Annotated in this window: 14 protein-coding genes; 4 read left to right on the top strand and 10 right to left on the bottom strand. The window is 68.0% G+C overall.

What is annotated here, in order from left to right:
• Positions 1-16: 16 nt before the first annotated feature.
• The 10 genes from fusA to ABTU92_RS16520 all read right to left on the bottom strand — a co-directional run bounded on the left by fusA (position 17) and on the right by ABTU92_RS16520 (position 18272).
• A complete protein-coding gene (gene fusA, locus ABTU92_RS16565; RefSeq protein ID WP_408092540.1) occupies positions 17-2089 on the bottom strand; it encodes an elongation factor G in 2073 nt (690 codons plus the stop codon).
• A 39-nt stretch (positions 2090-2128) separates the two neighbouring features.
• Entirely contained in the window at positions 2129-2599 is a 471-nt protein-coding gene (gene rpsG, locus ABTU92_RS16560; RefSeq protein ID WP_111355893.1) for a 30S ribosomal protein S7, read from the bottom strand.
• Between the two features lie 115 nt (positions 2600-2714).
• Complete coding sequence (gene rpsL / locus ABTU92_RS16555; protein WP_008385443.1) at positions 2715-3086, bottom strand: 30S ribosomal protein S12; 372 nt, start codon at positions 3084-3086, stop codon at positions 2715-2717.
• Positions 3087-3556: 470 nt separating this feature from the next.
• Positions 3557-5236, bottom strand: a complete 1680-nt coding sequence (locus tag ABTU92_RS16550; RefSeq protein ID WP_408092537.1) for an alpha-amylase family glycosyl hydrolase — start codon at positions 5234-5236, stop codon at positions 3557-3559.
• 237 nt (positions 5237-5473) lie between these two features.
• Positions 5474-9667, bottom strand: coding sequence for a DNA-directed RNA polymerase subunit beta' (gene rpoC / locus ABTU92_RS16545; protein ID WP_408092535.1), 4194 nt, complete (start codon positions 9665-9667; stop codon positions 5474-5476).
• Positions 9668-9835: 168 nt separating this feature from the next.
• Positions 9836-13957, bottom strand: a complete 4122-nt coding sequence (rpoB, locus tag ABTU92_RS16540) for a DNA-directed RNA polymerase subunit beta (protein ID WP_408092533.1) — start codon at positions 13955-13957, stop codon at positions 9836-9838.
• A gap of 292 nt (positions 13958-14249) precedes the next feature.
• Positions 14250-14624 carry a 50S ribosomal protein L7/L12 gene (rplL, locus tag ABTU92_RS16535; RefSeq protein WP_272777753.1) on the bottom strand — a complete coding sequence of 125 codons (375 nt, stop codon included), beginning with the start codon at positions 14622-14624 and terminating at the stop codon, positions 14250-14252.
• Between the two features lie 45 nt (positions 14625-14669).
• Entirely contained in the window at positions 14670-15185 is a 516-nt protein-coding gene (gene rplJ / locus ABTU92_RS16530; RefSeq protein ID WP_408092596.1) for a 50S ribosomal protein L10, read from the bottom strand.
• A gap of 910 nt (positions 15186-16095) precedes the next feature.
• A complete protein-coding gene (locus ABTU92_RS16525; protein ID WP_408092531.1) occupies positions 16096-17553 on the bottom strand; it encodes an ATP-binding protein in 1458 nt (485 codons plus the stop codon).
• Complete coding sequence (locus ABTU92_RS16520; protein WP_408092529.1) at positions 17550-18272, bottom strand: response regulator; 723 nt, start codon at positions 18270-18272, stop codon at positions 17550-17552. The genes ABTU92_RS16525 and ABTU92_RS16520 overlap by 4 nt, the downstream gene beginning before the upstream one ends.
• Before the next feature lie 448 nt (positions 18273-18720).
• Here ABTU92_RS16520 and ABTU92_RS16515 point away from each other — a divergent pair, with 448 nt between their 5' ends.
• From ABTU92_RS16515 to ABTU92_RS16500, 4 genes are all read left to right on the top strand, one after another.
• Entirely contained in the window at positions 18721-19710 is a 990-nt protein-coding gene (locus ABTU92_RS16515) for a GDP-mannose 4,6-dehydratase (RefSeq protein WP_408092527.1), read from the top strand.
• A 133-nt stretch (positions 19711-19843) separates the two neighbouring features.
• Positions 19844-20740 (top strand): polyphosphate kinase 2 family protein, encoded by an 897-nt coding sequence (locus ABTU92_RS16510; RefSeq protein WP_408092525.1) that lies wholly within the window; start codon positions 19844-19846, stop codon positions 20738-20740.
• 223 nt (positions 20741-20963) lie between these two features.
• Complete coding sequence (locus ABTU92_RS16505) at positions 20964-23168, top strand: tetratricopeptide repeat protein (protein WP_408092523.1); 2205 nt, start codon at positions 20964-20966, stop codon at positions 23166-23168.
• 188 nt (positions 23169-23356) lie between these two features.
• On the top strand, positions 23357-24238 hold an 882-nt coding region (locus ABTU92_RS16500; protein WP_408092521.1), incomplete at its 3' end, for a tetratricopeptide repeat protein.

Here is a 24238-nt window from a genome sequence, read left to right as displayed (position 1 = left end):
GTCAGGCTCGGCTCGCTCAGGCGAACTTGGCCTGGACCTCCTGAGCCACGTTGTTCGGAACCTGCTCGTAGTGGTCGAACTGCATGGTGAACGTGGCTCGTCCCTGCGACATCGACCGCAGGGTGTTGACGTAGCCGAACATGTTGGCGAGCGGCACCATCGCGTTCACGACGTTGGCGTTGCCACGCATGTCCTGGCCCTGGATCTGGCCGCGGCGGGAATTGAGATCCCCGATGACCGAGCCCGTGTAATCCTCGGGCGTCACGACCTCGACCTTCATGATCGGCTCGAGCAGCACCGACCCGCCCTTCTGCAGGGCTTCGCGCAGCGCGGCGCGCGACGCGATCTCGAACGCGAGCGCCGACGAGTCGACGTCGTGATACTTGCCGTCGATGAGCGACACCTTGAGGTCGACCACCGGGAAGCCGGCGAGCACGCCGGAGCCGAGGACCGAGTTGAGGCCCTTCTCGACGCCCGGGATGTACTCCTTCGGCACCGCGCCGCCGATGATCGCGTTCTCGAACGTGAAACCGGAGCCCGGCTCGCTCGGCTCGACCTGGATCTTCACGCCGGCGAACTGGCCGGAGCCGCCCGTCTGCTTCTTGTGGACGTAGTCGATCGTGACCGGCTTGGTCAGCTTCTCGCGATAGGCCACCTGCGGCGCGCCGATGTTGGCGTCGACCTTGTAGGTGCGCTTGAGGATGTCGACCTTGATGTCGAGATGCAGCTCGCCCATCCCCTTGAGGATGGTCTGGCCGGACTCCTGGTCGGTCGACACGCGGAAGGACGGGTCCTCGGCCGCGAGCTTGGCGAGCGCGACGCCGAGCTTCTCCTGGTCGGCCTTCGACTTCGGCTCGATGGCGATCTCGATGACGGGGTCCGGGAACTCCATCTTCTCGAGGATCACCTGATTGTTCGGATCGCACAGCGTGTCGCCGGTGCGAGCCTCCTTCAGGCCGGCCAGCGCGACGATATCGCCCGCATAGGCTTCCTTGATGTCCTCGCGGTTGTTGGCGTGCATCAGCAGCATGCGGCCGATGCGCTCCTTGCGCTCGCGCGTCGAGTTGACGACGCCCGTGCCCGACTGGAGGATGCCCGAGTAGATGCGGCAGAACGTGATGGTCCCGACGAACGGGTCGTCCATGATCTTGAAGGCGAGCGCGGCGAGCGGCTGGGTGTCCTCGGGCGGACGCACCACCTCGTTGCCCTTGGGGTCGATGCCCTTGATGGCCGGCACGTCGATCGGCGACGGCAGGAAGTCCACCACGGCGTCGAGCAGCGGCTGCACGCCCTTGTTCTTGAAGGCCGAGCCGCACAGCACCGGATAGAAGGCACCGGTGATCACCGCCTTGCGGATCAGGCGGCGCAGCGTCGCCTCGTCGGGCTCGTTGCCCTCGAGGTAGGCCGTCATCACGTCGTCGTCGAGCTCGACGGCGGCCTCGATCATCATCTCGCGATATTCTTTGGCCTGGTCGAGCAGGTCGGCCGGGATCTCGACGTCCTTGTAGCTGGCGCCGAGCGTCTCGTCGTCCCACACCACCGCGACCATGCGGATCAGGTCGATGAGGCCCTTGAACTGGCTCTCGGCACCGATCGGCAGCTGGATCGCCACCGGCTTGGCGCCGAGGCGGGTCTTGATGTCGTCGAGGCACTTGAAGAAGTCGGCCCCGATCTTGTCCATCTTGTTGGCGAAGACGATCCGCGGAACCTTGTACTTGTCGCCCTGGCGCCACACCGTCTCGGTCTGCGGCTCGACGCCCTGGTTGGAGTCGAGCACGCATACGGCGCCGTCGAGCACGCGCAAGCTGCGCTCCACCTCGATGGTGAAGTCGACGTGCCCGGGCGTGTCGATGATGTTCAGGCGCTTGCCCCGCCAGAAGGCGGTCGTCGCGGCCGACGTGATCGTGATGCCGCGCTCCTGCTCCTGCTCCATCCAGTCCATGGTGGCGGCGCCCTCATGGACCTCGCCGATCTTGTGGCTCTTCCCGGTGTAGTAGAGGATCCGCTCCGTGGTCGTCGTCTTGCCGGCATCGATGTGGGCCATGATGCCGAAATTGCGGTAGTCCTCGATCGGATGCTGGCGCGCCACGGGGGGATCTCCTTCAATGTCTCTCGAGCTTCGCCCGCATCACCAGCGGTAGTGCGAGAACGCGCGGTTCGCTTCCGCCATGCGGTGCGTGTCCTCGCGCTTCTTCACCGCGTTGCCGCGGTTGTTGGAGGCGTCGAGCAGCTCGGCCGAGAGCCGCTCCGTCATCGTCTTCTCGTTGCGGTCGCGCGCCGCCGAGATCAGCCAGCGGATGCCGAGCGCCTGGCGGCGGTCGGTCCGGACCTCGACCGGCACCTGGTAGGTGGCGCCGCCGACGCGCCGCGAGCGCACCTCGATGGCCGGCATCACGTTGTCGAGCGCCGTCTGGAAGACCGACAGCGGGTTGCTCTTGGTCTTGCCCTCGATGATGTCGAAGGCGCCGTAGACGATCGCCTCCGCGGCCGACTTCTTGCCGGCGTACATGATCGAGTTCATGAACTTGGTGACGACGACGTTCCCGAACTTCGGATCCGGGAGGATTTCGCGCTTGTCTGCACGGTGACGACGAGACATTGGCTCTCTTTTCCTTCGTCATGGCCGGGCTCGTCCCGGCCATCCACGTCAGAATTCCTCTTGTCGATCCCGGGCCTCGCTGCGCTCGCCCGGGATGACCCTCGCTATGCTCGGGTCACTTCGGCCGCTTCGCGCCGTACTTCGAACGGCGCTGCTTGCGGTTCTTGACGCCCTGGGTGTCGAGCACGCCGCGCAGGATGTGGTAGCGCACGCCCGGCAGATCCTTCACGCGGCCGCCGCGGATCATCACGACCGAGTGCTCCTGCAGATTGTGGCCCTCGCCCGGGATGTAGCCGATCACCTCGAACCCGTTGGTGAGGCGCACCTTGGCGACCTTGCGGAGCGCCGAGTTCGGCTTCTTCGGCGTCGTCGTGTAGACGCGCGTGCAGACGCCGCGCTTCTGCGGGCTCTGCTGGAGGGCCGGCACCTTCTTGCGCGCCCGCTGCGGGACCCGCGGATTACGGATGAGCTGATTGATCGTCGGCATCGCTCGCCTTCAGTCTCCCTGCGGGTGTTCCCCGCCCAGCGGGTTTTTCCCGACAACGCGGGTTTCCCCGCCTAACAGGCCCCCGTTTCCGGGTTGCCCGCCCGCGCCGAAACGTTCACGTCCGCGCTCGCGCGCAAACGCAACCTGCGCCAACCCCCGCTGGAGGGGATGGCGCCCCATCGACAGAGGACCGCGCGGCGTCACCGCCTCGCGGTCGTGTACCCAGGACTGACAGTCGTGTGTCAGCGGCAGCGTTTGAGCGTCAATCGTCGAGGCTGCAGTGTCTCGCCGTCGAAGTCGGACCTAAAGGCGCCGAATTCGTAGTCGCGAGACGAGCCGTTCCGATCAGCGAAGCTCACCGCCTGCCGAAAAGTGGGCGGGTTTTAACGGCCACACCCCGTGAAGTCAAGCGCCAACGGCTTCGCGACGGAGAGGTTTCTCCCTGTACGGCCCGCGGCCTGACGCTTCGATCACGGCGCCGGATCGAGGCCGACCACGGCGCCCTCGTGGCTGCGCAAGTATATTTCTCCGACGACCTCCTCGCCGTCACGATCGGCCGACGACGACACGAGAATCCGTCCGTTCGAGACGGCGCCCCGCACCGTTAGGCTGACCGGCTCGGCGCCGAGATTGAGGGCGACCATGATGCGATCCTGATCGAGCGAGCGGACATAGACGAGAAGGTCGCCGCTCGCCGCGATCGGCTCGTAGCTGCCGCGGGTGAGCGCCGGCCGGCGCCGGCGCAGAGCGATCAGGCGGCGGTAGAGATTGAACAAAGAACCGGCGTCATCGCGTTGATTTTCAACGTTTTCGACATCCGAATCGGCAGCCGTCGGGAGCCACGGCTCGGCCTCCGTGAAGCCGGCCGACTCGCCCCGCTCCCACTGCATTGGCGTGCGGCAGCCGTCGCGCCCGACGCCGATTCCCGGCACGTTCTTCTCATAGGGATCACGCACCCGGTCCGGCGGAATGGCGACGTCGACCATCCCGATCTCCTCGCCGTAGTAGATGGTCGGCGTCCCGCGCAGGGTGAGCAGCAGCATCGCGGCGACGCGGAGCTGCTCGCGGCCGATTCGGCTGCCGACTCGCGGGCGGTCGTGATTCCCCAGCACCCAGTTCGGCCAGCCGCCGCTCGGCAACGAGGCTTCGTACTCCTCGACCAGCTGGGCGATTCGCCGCGCGTCCCAGGGCGCGTTCAGTAGCGCGAAATTGAACGGCAGATGGGCGCCCGAGAGGTCCGTCCCGTAATACGCGACGAGGCGCTCGATCGGCAGGTAGATCTCGCCGATCAAGACCCGCTCCTCGAACTCCTCGACCACCCGCCGCATCCCGGCGATGACGTCGTGCACCTCGGGACGATCGGTGGTGTACAGCGGCACCACCGACTCGACCGGCGGCCGCCCCGGACGCCAGTCCGGGTTCGGCGGATTGTCGCGGAACTCCTCGTCCTTGATCAGATGCCAGATGACGTCGACCCGGAACCCGTCGACGCCGCGCTTCAGCCAGAACCGCATGACGTCGTGGACGGCCTCGCGCACCTTCGGATTGCGCCAGTTGAGGTCGGGCTGAGCCTTCAGGAAGGCATGGTAGTAGTACTGGCCGGTCGCGGGATCGAACTCCCAGGCGCTGCCGCCGAACTCCGACAGCCAGTTGGTCGGCGGGCCGCCGTCCGGCGCCGGATCGCGCCAGATATACCAGTCCCGCTTCGGGTTGTCGCGCGACGACCGGCTCTCCTCGAACCACGGGTGGTGGTCGGAGGTGTGGTTGGGCACGAGGTCGAGCAGCACCTTGAGGCCGTGCCCGTGCGCCGCGGCGAGCAGCGCGTCGAAGTCGTCGAGCGTGCCGAAGATCGGATCGATGCCGGTGTAGTCGGCGATGTCGTAGCCGAAGTCCGCCATCGGCGAGGGAAAGATCGGCGACAGCCAGAGCGCGTCGACGCCGAGCTCGACCAGATGGGGCAGCCGTCGCAGGATGCCGGCGAGGTCACCGATCCCGTCGCCGTTCGCGTCCTGAAACGAGCGCGGATAGATCTGGTAGAGAATGCCGGTCTGCCACCACGGCGCGGGCCGCCCGGAGGCAATTTCGGTCGTCGTGTGGTCGGATGTGGTCCGTTCGGCCAGCGCGTCCATGGCGGCCCCCTCTTCGTCCATCGGCATACCGGTAGACGAACGCAGCCGAAGCGACCCGGTTCGCCGCTTTTTTTGCAGAGCAGCGCAGTTTCGTAGGGTTGGCCGAGGGATGCCCCCGGCGGGCCGTGCCCAGACGGTCGGTCGCCGCACGTCGAGACGCCGAGGCGAGGACAGCTTAGGCACGGCGCGTTGCCCGCCTCGTCCCCCCCCCCCAAAGCAAAAGAGCCGCCCCGAGGGGCGGCTCTTTCTCGTTGTAGCTTACTCCGCGGCGGGCAGTGCCGCCGGCTGCTCCGGCGGCTTGTCCGACGACACCTTCTCGCGCTCTTCGAGGATGAGCGAGTCGCGCTTGCTGGCGATCTCGCGCAGCACGTTCATCTGGGCGCCGGTGCCGGCCGGGATCAGGCGGCCGACGATGACGTTCTCCTTGAGCCCATCCAGCGTGTCCGCCTTGCCGGCGACCGCCGCCTCGGTGAGCACGCGGGTGGTCTCCTGGAACGACGCCGCCGAGATGAAGGACCGGGTCTGCAGCGAGGCCTTGGTGATGCCGAGCAGGACCGGATGTGCCTTCGCCTCCTTCTTGCCCTCCTCGTGAGCGCGGGCGTTGACCTCGTCGAACTCGACCCAGTCGATCTGCTCGCCTTGGATCAGGTCGGTCTCGCCGGCGTCGTCCACCTCGACCTTCTGCAGCATCTGGCGAACGATCACCTCGATGTGCTTGTCGTTGATCTGCACGCCCTGCAGCCGGTAGACCTCCTGGATCTCGTTGACCAGATAGGCCGCCAGCTCCTCGACACCCTTGACCGCGAGAATGTCGTGCGGGGCGGGATTGCCCTCGACGATGTAGTCGCCCTTCTCGATGAGATCGCCGTCCTGCAGATGGACGTGCTTGCCCTTCGGGATCAGGTACTCGCGCGGCTCGACGTCCTTCTCGTTCGGCTCGATGGTGAGCCGCCGCTTGTTCTTGTAGTCGCGCCCGAACCGCACCGTGCCGGAGATCTCGGCGATGACCGCGGCCTCCTTCGGCCGCCGCGCCTCGAACAGCTCCGCCACCCGCGGCAGACCGCCGGTGATGTCGCGGGTCTTGGCGCTCTCGGTCGGCATGCGCGCGATGGCGTCGCCGGCCTTCACCTTGGTGCCCGGATCGACCGAGAGGATGCAGTCGACGGCGAGCTGGTAGCGCGCGTCGCCGCCGCGAGCCAGCTTCATCACCTTGCCCTCGTCGTCCTTGATGACGATCGAGGGGCGCAGGTCCTGGCCGCGGCCGGAGGCCCGCCAGTCGATGACAACGCGCTTGGCGATGCCGGTCGACTCGTCGAGCGTCTCGGACATCGACTGGCCTTCGACCAGATCCTCGAAGCCGATAGTGCCCTCCGCCTCGGTCAGGATCGGCCGGGTGTAGGGATCCCACTCGGCGATGCGCTGGCCGCGCTTGATCTTGTCGCCCTCGTCGACCTTGACGCGCGAGCCGTACTGGATGCGGTGGACGGCGCGCTCGGTGCCGTCCTGATCCACCACCACCACGGCCATGTTGCGGGCCATGGCGATCAGCTCGCCGTCGGAGTTCCGCGCCATGCTGCGGTTCTTGATCCGGATCGTGCCTTCGAAGTTCGACTCGATGAAGGACTGCTCCGAGATCTGCGCCGCACCGCCGATGTGGAACGTGCGCATGGTGAGCTGGGTGCCCGGCTCGCCGATCGACTGCGCCGCGATGACGCCGACCGCCTCGCCCATGTTGACCGGCGTGCCGCGGGCGAGATCGCGCCCGTAGCAGGCGCCGCACACGCCCGAGGTGGTCTCGCAGGTGAGAACGGAGCGGATCTTCAGCTCCTGCACGCCCGCCGTCACGATCTTCTCGACGTCACGCTCGTCGAGGAGCGTGTTGCGCGGCACGATCAGCTCGCCCGACGACGGGTCGCGCACGTCCTCGGCCACGGTGCGGCCGAGGATGCGGCTGCCCAGCGACGCCACCACGGTGCCGGCGTCGATGATGGCCCGCACCTTGATGCCGCCCGTCGTGCCGCAGTCGTCGGTCGTGATGATGCAGTCCTGCGCGACGTCGACGAGACGCCGGGTCAGGTAGCCCGAGTTGGCGGTCTTGAGCGCCGTGTCGGCGAGGCCCTTGCGGGCGCCGTGGGTCGAGTTGAAGTACTCGAGAACCGACAGGCCTTCCTTGAAGTTCGAGATGATCGGGCTCTCGATGATCTCGCCCGACGGCTTGGCCATCAGGCCGCGCATGCCGGCGAGCTGGCGCATCTGGGCGGGCGAACCGCGCGCTCCGGAGTGGGCCATCATGTAGATCGAGTTGATCGGCACCTCGCGGCCCGTCGTCTCGTCCTTCCGGACCGCCGAGATCTCGCGCATCATCTCGTCGGCGATCTGCTCGGTGCACTTCGACCAGGCGTCGACGACCTTGTTGTACTTCTCGCCCTGGGTGATCAGGCCTTCGAGGAACTGCTGCTCGAAGTCCTTCGCCTCGGTGCGGGTCTTGTCGACGATCTCCCACTTCTTGCGCGGCACCACCATGTCGTCCTTGCCGAACGAGATGCCGGCCTTGAAGGCGTGGTGGAAGCCGAGCGCCATGATGCGATCGCAGAAGATCACGGTCTCCTTCTGGCCGCAGTGGCGGTAGACCGTGTCGATCATGTTGGAGATCTCCTTCTTCGTCATCAGCTTGTTGACGACGTCGAAGGGAACCTTGCGGTGGCGCGGCAGCACCTGGCCGAGGATCACCCGGCCCGGCGTGGTGTCGTAGATGCGCGACACCTCGACACCGTTCTCGTCGAGACCGATCCAGCGGTACTTGATCTTGGTGTGCAGCGTGACGGCGCGCTCGCCGATCGCGTGCTCGATCTCGGCCATGTTCGAGAAGGCCTTGCCCTGCCCCGGCTCGTTCTCGCGAATGAGCGACAGGTAGTAGAGGCCGAGAACGATGTCCTGCGACGGCACGATGATGGGCGAGCCGTTGGCGGGGTGCAGGATGTTGTTGGTCGACATCATCAGCACGCGCGCCTCGAGCTGCGACTCGAGCGACAGCGGGACGTGCACGGCCATCTGGTCGCCGTCGAAGTCGGCGTTGAAGGCGGCGCAGACCAGCGGATGCAGCTGGATCGCCTTGCCCTCGATCAGCACCGGCTCGAACGCCTGGATGCCGAGGCGGTGCAGGGTCGGGGCGCGGTTCAGGAGCACCGGATGCTCGCGGATGACCTCGTCCAGGATGTCCCAGACCTCCGGCTTCTCCTTCTCGACGAGCTTCTTGGCCTGCTTCACCGTGGTCGACAGGCCCTTGGCGTCGAGTCGCGAGTAGATGAACGGCTTGAACAGCTCGAGCGCCATCTTCTTGGGCAGGCCGCACTGGTGCAGCTTGAGCTCGGGACCGACGACGATCACCGAGCGGCCCGAATAGTCGACGCGCTTGCCGAGCAGGTTCTGGCGGAACCGGCCCTGCTTGCCCTTCAGCATGTCGGCGAGCGACTTCAGCGGGCGCTTGTTGGCGCCCGTGATGACGCGGCCGCGGCGGCCGTTGTCGAACAGCGCGTCGACGGCCTCCTGCAGCATCCGCTTCTCGTTGCGGATGATGATGTCCGGCGCGCGCAGCTCGATCAGCCGCTTGAGGCGGTTGTTGCGGTTGATGACGCGGCGATAGAGATCGTTCAGATCCGAGGTCGCGAAGCGGCCGCCGTCGAGCGGGACGAGCGGGCGCAGATCCGGCGGGATCACCGGCACGACGGTGAGGATCATCCACTCCGGCTTGTTGCCGGACTGGGTGAAGGCCTCGATCAGCTTGAGCCGCTTGGCGAGCTTCTTCGGCTTCAGGTCGGAGGTCGACTCGGCGATCTCCTTGCGCAGATCCGTCGCGAGCTTGTCGAGGTCCATGCCCTTGAGCAGCTCGCGGATCGCCTCGGCGCCGATCATCGCCGTGAAGCTGTCCGCCCCGTACTCGTCCTGCGCCCGCAGATACTCCTCCTCGGAGAGCAGCTGACGGTTCTGCAGGGGCGTGAGGCCCGGCTCGAGCACCACGTAGTACTCGAAATAGAGGATCCGCTCGAGATCCTTCAGGGTCATGTCGAGCAGCAGGCCGATGCGGCTCGGCAGCGACTTCAGGAACCAGATATGCGCCACCGGAGCGGCGAGCTCGATGTGGCCCATCCGCTCGCGCCGCACCCGCGAGAGCGTCACCTCGACGCCGCACTTCTCGCAGATGATGCCCTTGTACTTCATGCGCTTGTACTTGCCGCACAAGCACTCGTAGTCCTTGATCGGACCGAAGATGCGGGCGCAGAACAGGCCGTCGCGCTCCGGCTTGAAGGTCCGGTAGTTGATGGTCTCCGGCTTCTTGATCTCGCCGTAGGACCACGACAGAATCTTTTCCGGGCTCGCGATCGAGATACGGATCTGGTCGAATACCTGGGCCGGCACCTGCGGCCCGAAAAGATTCATGACCTCTTGATTCATCGCTGTCTCCACACTTGGTGGGGTCCGACCGACGACCGATCCTCGGATCGTTCCGCCGCCGCCGAGTCGTTCCTTTGAAAACCGCCCGTGACGAACGCACGCGGGCACCGCGCCGCGGCGGGGGGCCGCGGGGCGGGAGGGCCGGGTGTCACCCGGCCCGCGAAACCGTCACTCGGCCGCCTCCGCGGTGTCGTTCGGGCCGCGCTGGTTCTTGGAGTTGTGCAGGTCGACGTTGAGGCCGAGCGAGCGCATCTCCTTGACCAGCACGTTGAACGACTCCGGGATGCCCGCCTCGAAGGTGTCGTCGCCGCGCACGATCGACTCGTAGGCCTTGGTGCGGCCGGCGACGTCGTCGGACTTCACGGTGAGCATCTCCTGCAGCGTGTAGGCGGCCCCGTAGGCCTCCAGCGCCCAGACCTCCATTTCGCCGAAACGCTGCCCGCCGAACTGCGCCTTGCCGCCCAGCGGCTGCTGGGTGACGAGCGAGTACGGGCCGATCGAGCGGGCGTGGATCTTGTCGTCGACCAGGTGGTGCAGCTTGAGCATGTAGATGTAGCCCACCGTCACCTTGCGATCGAACTGATCGCCGGTGCGGCCGTCGTACAGCGTCACCTGGCCGGAGCGGTCGAGCCCGGCGAGATTGAGCATGGTCTCGATGTCGTGCTCCTTGGCGCCGTCGAACACCGGAGTGGCGATCGGCACGCCCTTGCGCAGGTTGGAGCCGAGCTCGACGAGCTCGCTGTCGCCCAGCGACTGGATGGTCCTGTCGTCGCCGTAGACGTTGTCGAGCGTCTCCTTGAGCGGCTTGAGATCGGCGCGCGCGTAGTAGGCGTCGATCGCCTCGCCGATGCGCTTGCCGAGGCCGGCGCAGGCCCAGCCCAGATGCGTCTCGAGGATCTGCCCGACATTCATGCGGCTCGGCACGCCGAGCGGGTTGAGCACGATGTCGACCGGCTGGCCGTCGCCCAGGAAAGGCATGTCCTCGGCCGGCACGATCTTCGACACCACGCCCTTGTTGCCGTGACGGCCGGCCATCTTGTCGCCCGGCTGGATCTTGCGCTTCACGGCGACGAAGACCTTGACCATCTTCATCACGCCGGGCGGCAGCTCGTCGCCGCGCTGCAGCTTCTCGACCTTGTCGAGGAAGCGCTGCTCCAGGCCCTTCTTGCTCTCCTCGTAGGACTTCCGGATCGCCTCGATCTCGCTCATCAGCCGATCGTCGGCGGTGGCGAACAGCCACCACTGCGAGCGCGGATACTCGTCGAGCGAGGCGCGGACGATCTTGGTGTCCTTCTTGAAGCCCTTCGGGCCGGCGATCGCGGTCTTGCCGTCGAGCAGCTCGGCGAGGCGGCCGTAGACGTTGCGGTCGAGGATCGCCTGCTCGTCGTCGCGGTCCTTGGCGAGACGCTCGATCTCCTCGCGCTCGATGGCGAGCGCGCGCTCGTCCTTCTCGACGCCGTGGCGGTTGAACACCCGCACCTCGACGACCGTGCCCTGGACGCCCGGCGGCACCCGAAGCGAGGTGTCGCGCACGTCTGACGCCTTCTCGCCGAAGATGGCGCGCAGGAGCTTCTCCTCCGGCGTCATCGGGCTCTCGCCCTTCGGCGTGATCTTGCCGACCAGGATGTCGCCGGCATGGACCTCGGCACCGATGTAGACGATGCCGGCCTCGTCGAGATTCTTGAGCGCCTCTTCCGAGACGTTCGGGATGTCGCGGGTGATCTCCTCCGGCCCGAGCTTGGTGTCGCGGGCCATCACCTCGAACTCTTCGATGTGGATCGACGTGAACACGTCGTCCTTCACGATCCGCTCGGAGAGCAGGATCGAATCCTCGAAGTTGTAGCCGTTCCACGGCATGAACGCGACGAGCACGTTGCGGCCGAGGGCGAGCTCGCCGAGCTCGGTCGAGGGACCGTCGGCGATGATGTCGCCCTTCGCCACCGAGTCGCCCACCTTCACCAGCGGACGCTGGTTGATGCAGGTGTTCTGGTTCGAGCGCTGGAACTTCTGCAGCCGGTAGATGTCGACGCCCGACTTGGTCGGGTCGAGATCTTCCGTCGCGCGCACCACGATGCGGGTGGCGTCCACCTGGTCGATCACGCCGGTGCGGCGCGCCGCGATGGCGGCGCCCGAGTCACGCGCGACCACGCCCTCCATGCCGGTGCCGACGAACGGCGCCTCGGCGCGCACCAGCGGCACGGCCTGCCGCTGCATGTTCGAGCCCATCAGGGCGCGGTTGGCGTCGTCGTTCTCGAGGAACGGGATGAGCGCCGCGGCGACCGAGACGAGCTGCTTGGGCGACACGTCCATGTAGTCGACGCGGTCCGGCGGCATCATCAGCACGTCGCCGGCGTGGCGACAGACGATCAGATCCTCGGTGAACTTGCCGTCGGCATCGACCGGCTGGTTGGCCTGGGCGACGTAGTAGCGCCCCTCCTCCATGGCCGACAGGTAGATTACCTCGTCGCTGACCCGGCCGTCCTTGACGCGCCGGTAAGGGGCCTCGATGAAGCCGTACTTGTTCACCCGCGCGTAGGTGGCGAGCGAGTTGATCAGGCCGATGTTCGGGCCTTCCGGCGTCTCGATCGGGCAGATGCGGCCGTAGTGGGTCGGGTGCACGTCGCGCACCTCGAAGCCGGCGCGCTCGCGCGTCAGACCGCCCGGGCCGAGCGCCGACAGGCGGCGCTTGTGGGTGATCTCGGACAGCGGGTTGGTCTGGTCCATGAACTGCGAGAGCTGCGACGAGCCGAAGAACTCGCGCACCGCCGCCGCCGCCGGCTTGGCGTTGATCAGGTCCTGCGGCATCACGGTGCCGATGTCGACCGAGCTCATCCGCTCCTTGATGGCGCGCTCCATGCGCAGGAGGCCGATGCGGTACTGGTTCTCCATCAGCTCGCCGACCGAGCGGACGCGCCGGTTGCCGAGATGGTCGATGTCGTCGATCTGGCCCTTGCCGTCGCGCAGATCCACCAGCGTCCTGATCACGCCGAGGATGTCGTCCTTGCGCAGCACCCGGATGGTGTCGGGGCACTGCAGGTCGAGGCGCATGTTCATCTTCACGCGGCCGACCGCCGAGAGGTCGTAGCGCTCGCTGTCGAAGAACAGCGACTGGAACATCGCGCTCGCGGTGTCGATGGTCGGCGGCTCGCCCGGCCGCATCACCCGGTAGATGTCGAACAGGGCGTCCTCGCGCCGCATGTTCTTGTCGACCGCGAGCGTGTTGCGGATGTAGGCGCCGATGTTCACGTGGTCGATGTCGAGGACCGGGACGTCCTTGTAGCCGACCTCGGAGAGCAGCTTCAGGGTCTTCTCGGTGATCTCCTCGCCGGCCTCGACGTAGATCTCGCCCGTGTTGGCGTTGACGAGATCCTCGGCGATGTAGGAGCCGATCAGCTCGTCGTCGGTCATCCGCAGCGCCTTGAGACCCTTCTCCTGGAGCAGGCGCGCCTGACGGACCGTGATCTTCTTGCCGGCCTCGACCACCACCTTGCCGGTGTCGGCGTCGACCAGATCGTTGATCGCCTTGTAGCCCTTCATCCGGTTGGCGTCGAAGGGCACGCGCCAGCCGTCCTTGGTCTTCTTGTAGACGATCTGGCTGTAGAAGGTGTTGAGGATCTCCTCGCCGTCCATGCCGAGCGCGTACATGAGCGACGTCACCGGAATCTTCCGGCGCCGGTCGATGCGCGCATAGACGATGTCCTTGGCGTCGAACTCGATGTCGAGCCAGGAGCCGCGATACGGGATGATGCGGGCCGCGAACAGGAGCTTGCCCGAGGAGTGGGTCTTGCCCTTGTCGTGGTCGAAGAACACGCCCGGCGAGCGGTGCATCTGGGAGACGATGACGCGCTCGGTGCCGTTGACGATGAAGGTGCCGTTGTTGGTCATGAGCGGAATGTCGCCCATGTAGACATCCTGCTCCTTGATGTCCTTGACCGACTTGGCGCCCGTCTCCTCGTCCACGTCGAACACGATCAGCCGCAGCGTCACCTTGAGGGGCGCGGCATAGGTCATGCCGCGCTGGCGGCACTCGTCCACGTCGTACTTGGGCGGCTCGAACTCGTAGCGCACGAACTCGAGCTGCGCCGTGTTCGAGAAGTCGGAGATCGGGAACACCGACTTGAAGACGGCCTGCAGCCCTTCGTCCGGCCGCCCGCCTTTCGGTTCCTGGATCAGCAGAAACTGGTCGTAGGACGCCTTCTGAACCTCGATGAGGTTCGGCATCTCCGCCACTTCCTGAATCTTGCCGAAGAACTTGCGAACCCGCTTACGACCGGTGAACGTCTCTGCCATCGTGGCCTCTCGCTTCCTCCGACGGCCGAAATGGCCGCGGGGGGCTTCCGGGCGCATGCGAGCGCTGCCGGAAGCGGCATGCCGGGGGGCTCTTCGCGACGTCTCCCGCGACTCGTCCGCGCGCCCGCCGTTAAGGTCGGGCGGCCCGGGCTTGCCCGGACCGCTCACTCGTCAATTCAATCCCGGCGCACCGCGAAGCTGGCACAACCGGGGTAACGCAAACCTCGTGCCACCCGTGCGGACGGCGTCGACTCCGCAATATAGGAACGGAATCGATTGACAAAGCTCACGATTACTTGAGTTCGACCTTGGCGCCCACCTTCTCGAGGGTCGCCTTGATCTTCTCGGCCTCGTCCTTGTTGACGCCTTCCTTGACCGGCTTCGGGGCGCCCTCGACCAGGTCCTTGGCCTCCTTCAGGCCGAGACCGGTGAGCGCACGCACCTCCTTGATGACCTCGATCTTCTTGTCACCGGCGGCGGCCAGGATGACGTTGAACTCGGTCTTCTCCTCGACCGGCGCCGCGGCGGCGGCAGCCGGGCCGGCCGCGACGGCCACGGCGGCGGCGGCGGACACGCCCCACTTCTCCTCGAGCAGCTTGGCCAGCTCGGCCGCCTCGAGGACGGTGAGGCTCGACAGGTCGTCAACGATCTTCTGCAGATCAGCCATTGCAGTCAGTCCTTGTTGGTTTCGACTAGTTCGGGTTGGCGAGCGTCACGCCTCGCCCTTGCTGGCATAAGCCTGAACCACCCGCGCGAGCTTGCCGGCCGGCGCATTGACGAGCTGGGCCACCTTGGTCGCCGGGGCCTGCACGAGGCCGACGATCTTTGCGCGGAGTTCGTCGAGAGACGGCAGCGTGGCCAGGGCCTTGACGCCGTCGGGGTTCAGGGCGGTCTTCCCCATCGCTCCGCCGAGGATGACGAACTTGTCGTTCGCCTTGGCGAAGTCGGAGACGACCTTCGGCGCTGCGATCGGATCACCCGAGTAGGTGAGCACGGTCGGCCCCTTGAGGAGGGGCGCGACGATCGCCGCGTCGGTGCCATCAAGAGCGATCTTGGCGAGACGGTTCTTGGCGACCTTCACCGACACGCCAGCCTGCTTGGCCTGCTTGCGCAGGGTCTGCATCTGGGCGACGGTCAGGCCGGCATAGTGAGCCACGACCACGACGTTGGAGGCCTTGAAGACCTCGTTCAGCGTCGTGACGAGCTCTTTCTTTGCCGCTCGATCCACGTCTTGCTCTCTCTGGTTGATGGCCGCGAGGGCCACCGGTTGCATCGACCGCCCCTGCTCCGCCTCTCGCGAAGCGGCACCGGGACGGCGCTTCTTGCCCTGTCCCCCTCGGGCGCGAGCGCGCCGTCGGGTCAACCCGAGTCGGAACCGTACGGGGTCTCCCCCGAAACCGATCTTCCCCGTCTGTGCAGGCCCTTGCAGAGCGGAATTAAGCGTCTGCCGTTGCCGTGGGGCGCGGGCGGAAGCACCTGCAGTCTCGGACAGGACCAACCGTTCGAACGGAACGGCCGCGCGCCGCGGAGAGTTGGCAGATCCGTCCCCTGGTCCCTTCAGATCGATCCCGTCGGATGCCCAAAAGGAACAGAGTCCTGTACCGCCAGATTTTCCGAGAACACGCAAGGGCGCGCCGACAAAGGGCCGGCACGCCCGTGGGGGCTATTTAACGAGTCGAAAGCGGTTTGCCAAGCCCCTCCTCTCCGGGGCCCGACGGAACCGGACGGAGCCGCAACGATCATCGGACCCGGCCCACAGCCAGGCGAGCCGACGGGCATTTCGATACGGGCGCATCGGACCGCCCGTGCCGCATGGCGTGCGCGGCCCGTCGGTGGGCGTGCGCAGCTGACGCGCGCTGCGCATCCGTCCGCCCCTTCTACGCGGTGATTATGTATAGAGTGTGAGCCGGGGATTTCGCCTGGGAGCGCATGGCGTGTCTCGACGGCGTGTCTTGACCGCACGAGAAGAGCCGGCCCCCGCCGGAGCAGGCGGCAGGGGCCAGTCTCTCGACCCGCGCGTGGCCACGGGAACGCCGGAGGCGTATGAGTGCGGTCTAGCACGCCACCCCTTGTTCCGGCCTTTCCGAAGTCCGTCGAATTGTTTCGGTTGTGACATTAGTTGTATGCGCGCGGTGCGCTTAATCCGGAAATGCGGGCTTCGACGTCGCGATCGTGCCCCGAACCTCGGAGTGTCCGCCCTTCGGACCGACCGGCCGGGGCAACCCGCTGGCGTCGCGCGGCAGGGTGATCCGGGCGACGAGCCCGTGCGGGCGCGCATCGAGGAGCGCGAGCGAGCCGCCATGCGCCGCCGCCACCACCTGGGCGATCGAGAGGCCGAGCCCGAACCCGGTGGTGCCGTCCATGCTGCGGGCGCTCTCGCCGCGCGCGAACGGACGCAGCATCGCGGCCTTCTGGGTGTCCGGAATGCCGGGGCCGTCGTCCTCCACGTCGATCTCGACCCGGTCCGCCGCGAGGCTCAGACGGACCGTTGCCCGCCCGGCGTAACGCACGGCGTTGTCGACGAGGTTCGTCACCGCCCGCTGCAGGTCGTCGGGGTGCCCCACGATCGCGGCGTGGTCCGGACCCGAATAGGTGACGGCGTGCCCGAGATCGGCGAACTGGTCGCACACCGTGGTCAGGCTGGCGGTCAGGTCGACCATGACGGGGGCCCGCGCCGACTGGCCGCCGCGCATGAAGACGAGGAGCGACTCGACCATCCCCCGCATCTGATCGAGGTCGGCGAGCGCCTGCGTCCGCAGGCTCTCGTCCTCGATGAACTCGCTGCGCAGCCGCAGCCGGGTGATCGGGGTGCGCAGATCGTGCCCGACCGCCGCCAGCATCCGGGACCGTTCCTCCACCATCGCTTTAACGCGCGCCCGCATCTCGTTGAGCGCACGCGCCGCGATCCGAATCTCCTGCGGCCCCCGCTCGGGCAGCGGGACGATCTCGCCGTCGGGCCTGAAGGCCTCGGCCGCCGTGGCGAAGGCGCGCAGCGGGCGCGTGAGGGCGAGCGCCGCCCAGCCGCTCAGCACGGTGACCAGGCTCGCCAGGATGAGGATCGAGACCTCCAGGGGGCCGAAGGGCGGCCGCCGTCGCGGGGCCACGGTCGCCGACAGGGCCGTACCGTCCCGCAGTCGCACCGTGATGCGACGCGGCGCGCCCGGCTCGGCCGGCGCCAGGGCCACGACCGTGACGCCGGCCGGCAAGGCGCGCAGCTCGCGTTCGAGCCCCCTCGACCCGGGCGCGGGCGGCGGCCCGCCGGCCGCGGGCGTGGCACCGGGCGGTTGCCTGGGACCGGGTGGCGGCAGGAGGCCCGGCAGCGGCGGCGCCGCCTCGGTGCGCATCAGGTCGAACTTCGGGAACGCGGTCGCGGCCCGCGCGATCAGGGCGTCGCGGCCGGCCCGATCGGCCTCGGCGAGTCGCACGAGCGCGACGAATTGCGCCGCCGTGTCGTCGCGGACCCGCCCGTCGTCGCGATCGCCGAGAAAGAACAGCAGCGTCAGCAGGCCATGGATGCCGAGGAGCGAGACCAGGACCAGCCCGGCGATCTGGGTGCCGATGGAGAGCGGGAACAGCCGGGCGAGCGCGCGCCTCATGACGCGACGGCGACCTCCGGCGTGAACACGTAGCCGCCGGACCGCACCGTCCGGATGATCTCGGGGTGATGCGGGTCGGGCTCGATCTTGCGCCGCAGACGGCTGATCAGCACGTCGATCGAGCGCTCGAAGGCGCCGGCCGCCCGTCCCTGCGTGAGGTCGAGGAGCTGGTCGCGCGACAGCACCCGCCCCGGGTGCTCGCACAGCGCCTGCAGGAGGTCGAACTCGCCGCCCGTGATCGCCACCGCCCCGCCCTCCGGATTGGTCAGCTTGGCGAGCCCGCAGTCGAGCCGCCAGCCGAGGAAGCTCAGCACGCGCGGACGCCGGCCGGCGGGACCGCGCAGCAGCGAGTCGCTGCGCCGCAGCACGGCGCGCACCCGGGCGAGCAGCTCGCGCGGGTTGAACGGCTTGGCCAGATAGTCGTCGGCGCCCATCTCGAGCCCGACGATGCGATCGACCTCCTCGCCGCGGGCCGACAGGATGATCACCGGCACGCTGGAGGCGTTGCGCAGCCGGCGGCACAGGCTCAGCCCGTCCTCGCCGGGCAGCATCAGGTCGAGCACGACGAGGTCGATCCGGCTCGTCCCCATCACCCGGTCCATCTCGCGGCCGTCGCCCGCGAGCGACACCCGGCATTCGTTGGCACGCAGATAGCGGGCGACGAGGCGGCTGATCTCCTGATCGTCCTCGACGACCAGGATATGCGGAGAGTCGGTCATTCGGGCCCCCGTTGGTCGTCTCGCATACGCATGTTCCGCCGGGTTCTGGCGCAGTTTTTTGTTTCCGTCTGTTTCCTTCACGTCTCGGGAAACGACTCGAAACAACTTCGCGAGCCGGGGCAACATTCCATTGAACACGCGGAACCATCGCGACCGCGCGTTCCGATACACCGGCACGCCCGGGTTTTCCACCAATGCGTCCTTGCGACCCCGTGGCAGCGCCCGCCTGGTGGCGCGCTGCCGTGGACGCGCCCCTGATCCTCGATGACGAGAGCCGATCGACCATGGTCGACGGTCGGGCGCGCTGTTCCTGCCGGTGACGGTCTGTTACACCGGCGCCGTCCGTCGCGCCGAGTCGAACCATGATCGCAGTCACGGCCCGTCCCGCGTCCCGGCCCCGGCCGGCCGCCCCCTCGTCGATGCGTTGCGCCGGGCCGGAGCGGGCGGCATGAGCCGGACCGCCCTGATCGTCGGCATCTCGGGGCAGGACGGCAGCCTCCTCGCCGAACGGCTGCTGGCCGAAGGCACGATCGTGCACGGCACGTCGCGCGACGCCGCCGCCAATCCGTTCGCCAACCTGGTCCGGCTCGGCATCCGGGACCGCGTCGTGGTCCACAGCTGCGCCCCCGAGCAGGTCGCCGGCGTCCGGCGCCTGCTCGAGACGGTGCGGCCGGACGAGGTCTACAATCTCTCGGCTCAGAGCTCGGTCGGCGACTCGTTCAAAGCGCCGCGCGAGACCCGCGACAGCATCCTCGGCGCCACCACCGGCCTCCTCGACGCGATCCGCGACGTGGCGGCGCCGATCCGCTTCTGCAATGCCGGCTCGGGCGAGTGCTTCGGCGACACCGGGCCGGAGGGGGCCGACGAGACGACGCCGTTCCGGCCGCGCAGTCCCTATGCGGAGGCCAAGGCGGCGGCCCAGCAGGCGGTTGCGACCTGTCGCGAGCGCTTCGGCCTGTTCGCCGTCACGGCGATCCTGTTCAACCACGAGTCGCCGCTGCGGCCGGAACGCTTCGTCACCCAGAAGATCGTCCGCGGCGCCGCCCGCATCGCGGGCCGCCTCGCCGCCGGCGAGACCGCCGAACCGCTGCCGCTCGGCAATCTCGACGTGACCCGCGACTGGGGCTGGGCCACCGAGTACGTCGATGCCATGCGCCTGATGGTGCGGGCCGCGGCGCCCGAGGACCTCGTCGTCGCCACCGGCCGGGCCGCGACCCTGCGGGACTTCGCGGCGGCCGCCTTCGCGGCGTTCGAGCTCGACTGGGAAGCGCACGTCGTCTCCGTCGCCGAGCACAAGCGGCCCTCCGACATCGCCGTCTCGCTGGGCCGGCCCGAACGGGTGCGTGACAAGCTCGGCTGGGTCGCCACGATCGGCATGCCCGAGCTGGTCGGGCGGCTCGCCGAAGCGGTCGATAGCCCGGCGAACGCGGACCGGTGAGATCACGCCATCGGCGGTCCGCCAGCGACCACCCCGCCGCGCGTTTTGCCCGACCGGATCGGACGCGGTATCGATGATGTCCCGGCGCCGGCCGCTCCGGCCGGCCGCCGTCCCGCCTCCGGAGTGTCCCGCCATGCCCATGAGGGCCGCCGAGCTGATCGCCCCCTTCCGCATCACCAAAGGCCGCAAGTTCGCGCTGTCCGACATCGCGCCCGACGACACGCTCGGCCTCGACATCGAAAAGGAGGAGGCCAAGCTGCACATCGCGGCCGGCGTCGAGAAGCTTTCGGAGATGCAGGAGAAGCTCTACGCCCAGGACCGCTGGTCGGTGCTGCTGATCTTCCAGGCCATGGACGCGGCCGGCAAGGACGGCGCCATCAAGCACGTGATGTCGGGCGTCAATCCGCAGGGCTGCCAGGTCACCTCGTTCAAGCAGCCTTCGGCGCTGGAGCTCGACCACGACTACATGTGGCGCTGTCTGATCCATCTGCCGGAGCGCGGCCGCATCGGCATCTTCAACCGCTCCTATTACGAGGAGGTGCTGGTCGCCCGCGTCCACGAGGCCGTGCTGGCCCGCCAGAAGCTCCCGCCGCAGCTCGTCGGCAAGCACATCTTCGCGGACCGCCACGAGGACATCGCGAGTTTCGAGCGCTATCTCGCCCGCAACGGCACGCTGATCCTGAAGTTCTTCCTGCACGTCTCCAAGAAGGAGCAGAAGCGGCGCTTCATCGAGCGGCTCGACGAGGCCGAGAAGAACTGGAAGTTCTCCGGCGCCGACATCGCCGAGCGCCAGCACTGGAAGGCGTACATGCGCGCCTACGAGGACATGATCCGGGCGACCGCCGCCCCGCACGCGCCGTGGTTCGTCGTGCCCTCCGACAACAAGTGGTTCGCCCGGCTGGTGATCGTCGCCGCGATCGTCGAGGCGATGGGGACGCTCGACCTCGCCTTCCCGACGCTTTCGAAGGCCGAGCGCGCCGGCCTCCTGAAGGCCCGCGCCGCCCTTCTGCGCGAGAACCACGACCGCTGAATCGACCTCGTCCGTTCGTCCCCGCGGAGGCGGCGACGCAGGAGCGGCACGGCACGTGGCTCTGGATCCCCGCCTTCGCGGGGATGAGCGGAGCGTGAACCGGCTTCGGGGGAAGCCGCACTAATTCTTGTCGGCACTTGAAACATCCGACCGAGAAGCCGACACTCCGGACGGCGCAGCCGCCGCCCGTGATCACGTGACGAGATGCGTTCGGGGGGCCCGCATGCATCGACATCGTTTTGCTCTTTCGATTCTCTCCGCCGGCATCCTGCTCGCCGTCCTGATGGCCGTCTTGCTGACCGGCTCCGGTCCTGCCCGAGCGCAGAGCAAGAGCGACGTCGCCGGTTGCCAGTCGAGCAATCTCGACACCCGGCTCGCCGCCTGCGGACGCATCATCGCGCAGGGCAGCAAGGTCTCGACCAAGAACCGCTCCGCAGCTCATAACAATCGCGGGCAGGTCTATAACGAGCGCGGGCAGTACGATCAGGCGATCCACGAGCTGGACGAGGCGCTGCGTCTCGATCCGACCAACGGCGCCGCCTTCAACAACCGCGGCGTCGCCTTCTCGGGCAAGGGCGACAACCAGCGCGCCGTGCGCGACTTCGACGACGCCCTGCGGCTCGGGGCGAAGAGCGCCACCGTCTGGGGGAACCGCGCCTCCATCCATCGCAACCTCGGCAATCACGACCTGGCGCTGCGCGACTACGACGAGGCGATCCGGCTCGACCCCAAGTCCGCACCGCTGCGCAACGCCCGCGGCAATGTCTGGTTCGACAAGAAGGAGTACGACCGCGCGATCGCCGACTACGAGGAGGGCATGCGGCTCTCGCCGAAGGATGCCGTGATCGTCCACAATCGCGGCAATGCCTACCGTCACAAGGGCGAGCACGACCGCGCCATCGTCGACTTCGACACCGCGATCCGCCTGTCGCCGACCTACGTGGCCGCCTGGGTCAATCGCGGCCACAGCCACCAAGGGCGGCGCGACTACGCCGCGGCGATCCGCGACTTCGACGAGGCGATCCGGCTGGAGCCGCGCTCGGGTCCTTATTACGCCTATCGCGGACGCGCCTACCGGCTCGCCGGCGATACCGACCGGGCGCTGCGCGATCTCGACGAGGCGATCCGCCTCAATCCGCGCGACGACGGCGCCTATCACTTCCGCGCCGAGACCCACATCGCCCGCGGCGATCTCGACCGCGCGCTGCTCGATCTCGACAAGGAGCTCGAGATCACCCCGAAGGACGCGATCGCCTACAATCTCCGCGGCTTCGTCTACCGGCAGCGCGGCGACCTCGATCGGGCGCTGCGCGATCTCGACGAGGCGATCCGTCTCGATCCGCGCAGCGCGGTGGCGATCGGCAACCGCGGCGAGGCGTACCGGCTGAAGGGCGACCTCGGCCGCGCGCTCGCCGATCTCGACGAGGCGCTGCGGCTGTCGCCGGAGATGACGCCGGCGCTGACCAGCCGCGGCCTCGCCTACGAGGCCCGCGGCGACCTCGCCCGCGCCAGGGACAGCTTCCGGGCCGCGCTCGCGGCTCCGGCCCGGACCTATGTCAGCGGCAAGTGGGCCGTCGACACGGCCCGTGCCCGGCTCGCCGCGATCGACAGCGGCACGCCGGTCACACCTCCGTCGACCACCGCCGCGGTCGCGCCGAGCCCGCCCGCGACGTCCCCGCCCGTGCCGTCACCGCCTGTTTCGTCACCGTCGACCGCCATCCCGGTCGGGCGCGAAAACCGGGTCGCGCTGGTGATCGGCAACGGCGACTACCGCTACGCCACCGCCCTGCCCAATCCGGGCAACGACGCCCGCGACGTCGCCCGCTCGCTGCGCGGCCTCGGCTTCGACGTGGTCGAAGGCATCGACCTCGAGAAGCACGGCATGGAGCGCAAGATCCGCGAGTTCGGCAAGAAGCTCGACCGCGCCGACCTCGCCCTGTTCTTCTACGCGGGACACGGCCTGCAGGTCGCCGACAAGAACTACCTGGTGCCGATCGACGCCAAGCTGGAGCGGCCCGGCGACCTCGCGCTCGACACCATCACGATCGACGACGTGCTGGCCCAGATGGAGAGCGAGCGCCGCGTCAACCTCGTCTTCCTCGACGCCTGCCGCGACAACCCGCTGGCCCGCACGCTCGCCCGCTCGCTCGGCACCCGCTCCGCCTCGGTCGGGTCGGGGCTGGCGCCGATCCAGAGCGCGGTCGGCACCATGATCGTCTACGCCACGCAGCCCAAGAACGTCGCCCTCGACGGCGACGGCCGCAACAGCCCGTTCACGACGGCGCTGCTCAAGCATCTGCCGACGCCGGGGCTGGAGATCGGCGCCGTGATGAAGCGGGTGCGGGCCGACGTCTACGAGGCGACGCGGCAACGCCAGCTTCCGTGGGACCACTCCTCGCTGATCGGCGACGTCGTTCTGGCGCGCTGACGGTCGCGCCGGCACGCTGACGGTCGCGCCGGCGCGCTGAGCGCCGCGCCGGCGGTCGATCGAACCGATCGGCCCGCCCCGCATACAAACCTCCGCCGGGGCTTGAATCCGGGGGGCGGCTCGCGGAATCTATGACGGTGGTCGAACGAGAGACCCGCAGTGACAGGACGTTCTCCGGGGAGGGCCCAATGCGCCGGCGTCTCGCGACATTCGCCGTTCTGGCCGCTGCGGCGGCCGTCCTCGCCATGCCGTCGCCGGCCGAGGCGCAGAGCCAGAAGGACTGGGCCGCCTGCCGCACCGGCGACCTCGACAAGCGGGTCGCCGCCTGCAGCAAGATCCTCGACAAGGCCGGCAAGCTCGCGGCCCGCGAGCGGTCCGAGGCCTACACCAATCGCGCCTATGTCTACAACGAGAAGGGCCAGCACACGCTGGCCATCAAGGATCTCGACGAGGCGCTGCGCGCCGATCCGACCAACGCGACCGCCTTCAACAATCGCGGCTACGCCTTCAACGCCTCCGGCAATCCGGATCGCGCCATCCGCGACTACGACGAGGCGCTGCGGCTCGATCCGAAGAAGGTCGTCGCGCTCGGCAACCGGGCCGTCGCCTGGCGCAAGAAGGGCGAATCCGAGAAGGCGATCGCCGACTACGACGCGGCGATCCGGCTGAAGCCCGGTGCCGACGACTACTTCAACGCCCGCGGCAACGTCCATTTCGATCGCCGCGAGTGGGACAAGGCGATCGCCGACTACGACGAGGCGATCCGGCTGGCGCCCAAGAACGCCGTCTACCGCAGCAATCGCGGCAACGCCTACCGCAACAAGAACGACTACGACCGGGCGCTGCGCGACTTCGACGAGGCGCTGCGCCTGCGCCCGAACTACGTCACCGCGATCATCAATCGCGGCCACACCTGGTACAACAAGTCCGACTGGGCGCGCGCCGTCGCCGAGTACGACGAGGCGATCCGGCTCGAGCCGCGCAGCGCGAGCTACTTCAACTTCCGCGGCAACGCCTACCGCAACATGAAGGACTTCGACCGCGCGATCGCCGACTACGACGAGGCGATC

Origin of the sequence: Rhodoplanes sp. SY1 (genome assembly GCF_046000175.1) — a bacterium.
Taxonomy (GTDB): domain Bacteria; phylum Pseudomonadota; class Alphaproteobacteria; order Rhizobiales; family Xanthobacteraceae; genus Rhodoplanes.
Note: the sequence above shows the minus strand (reverse complement) of the source record. Positions and strands in the feature narration are given on the sequence as shown.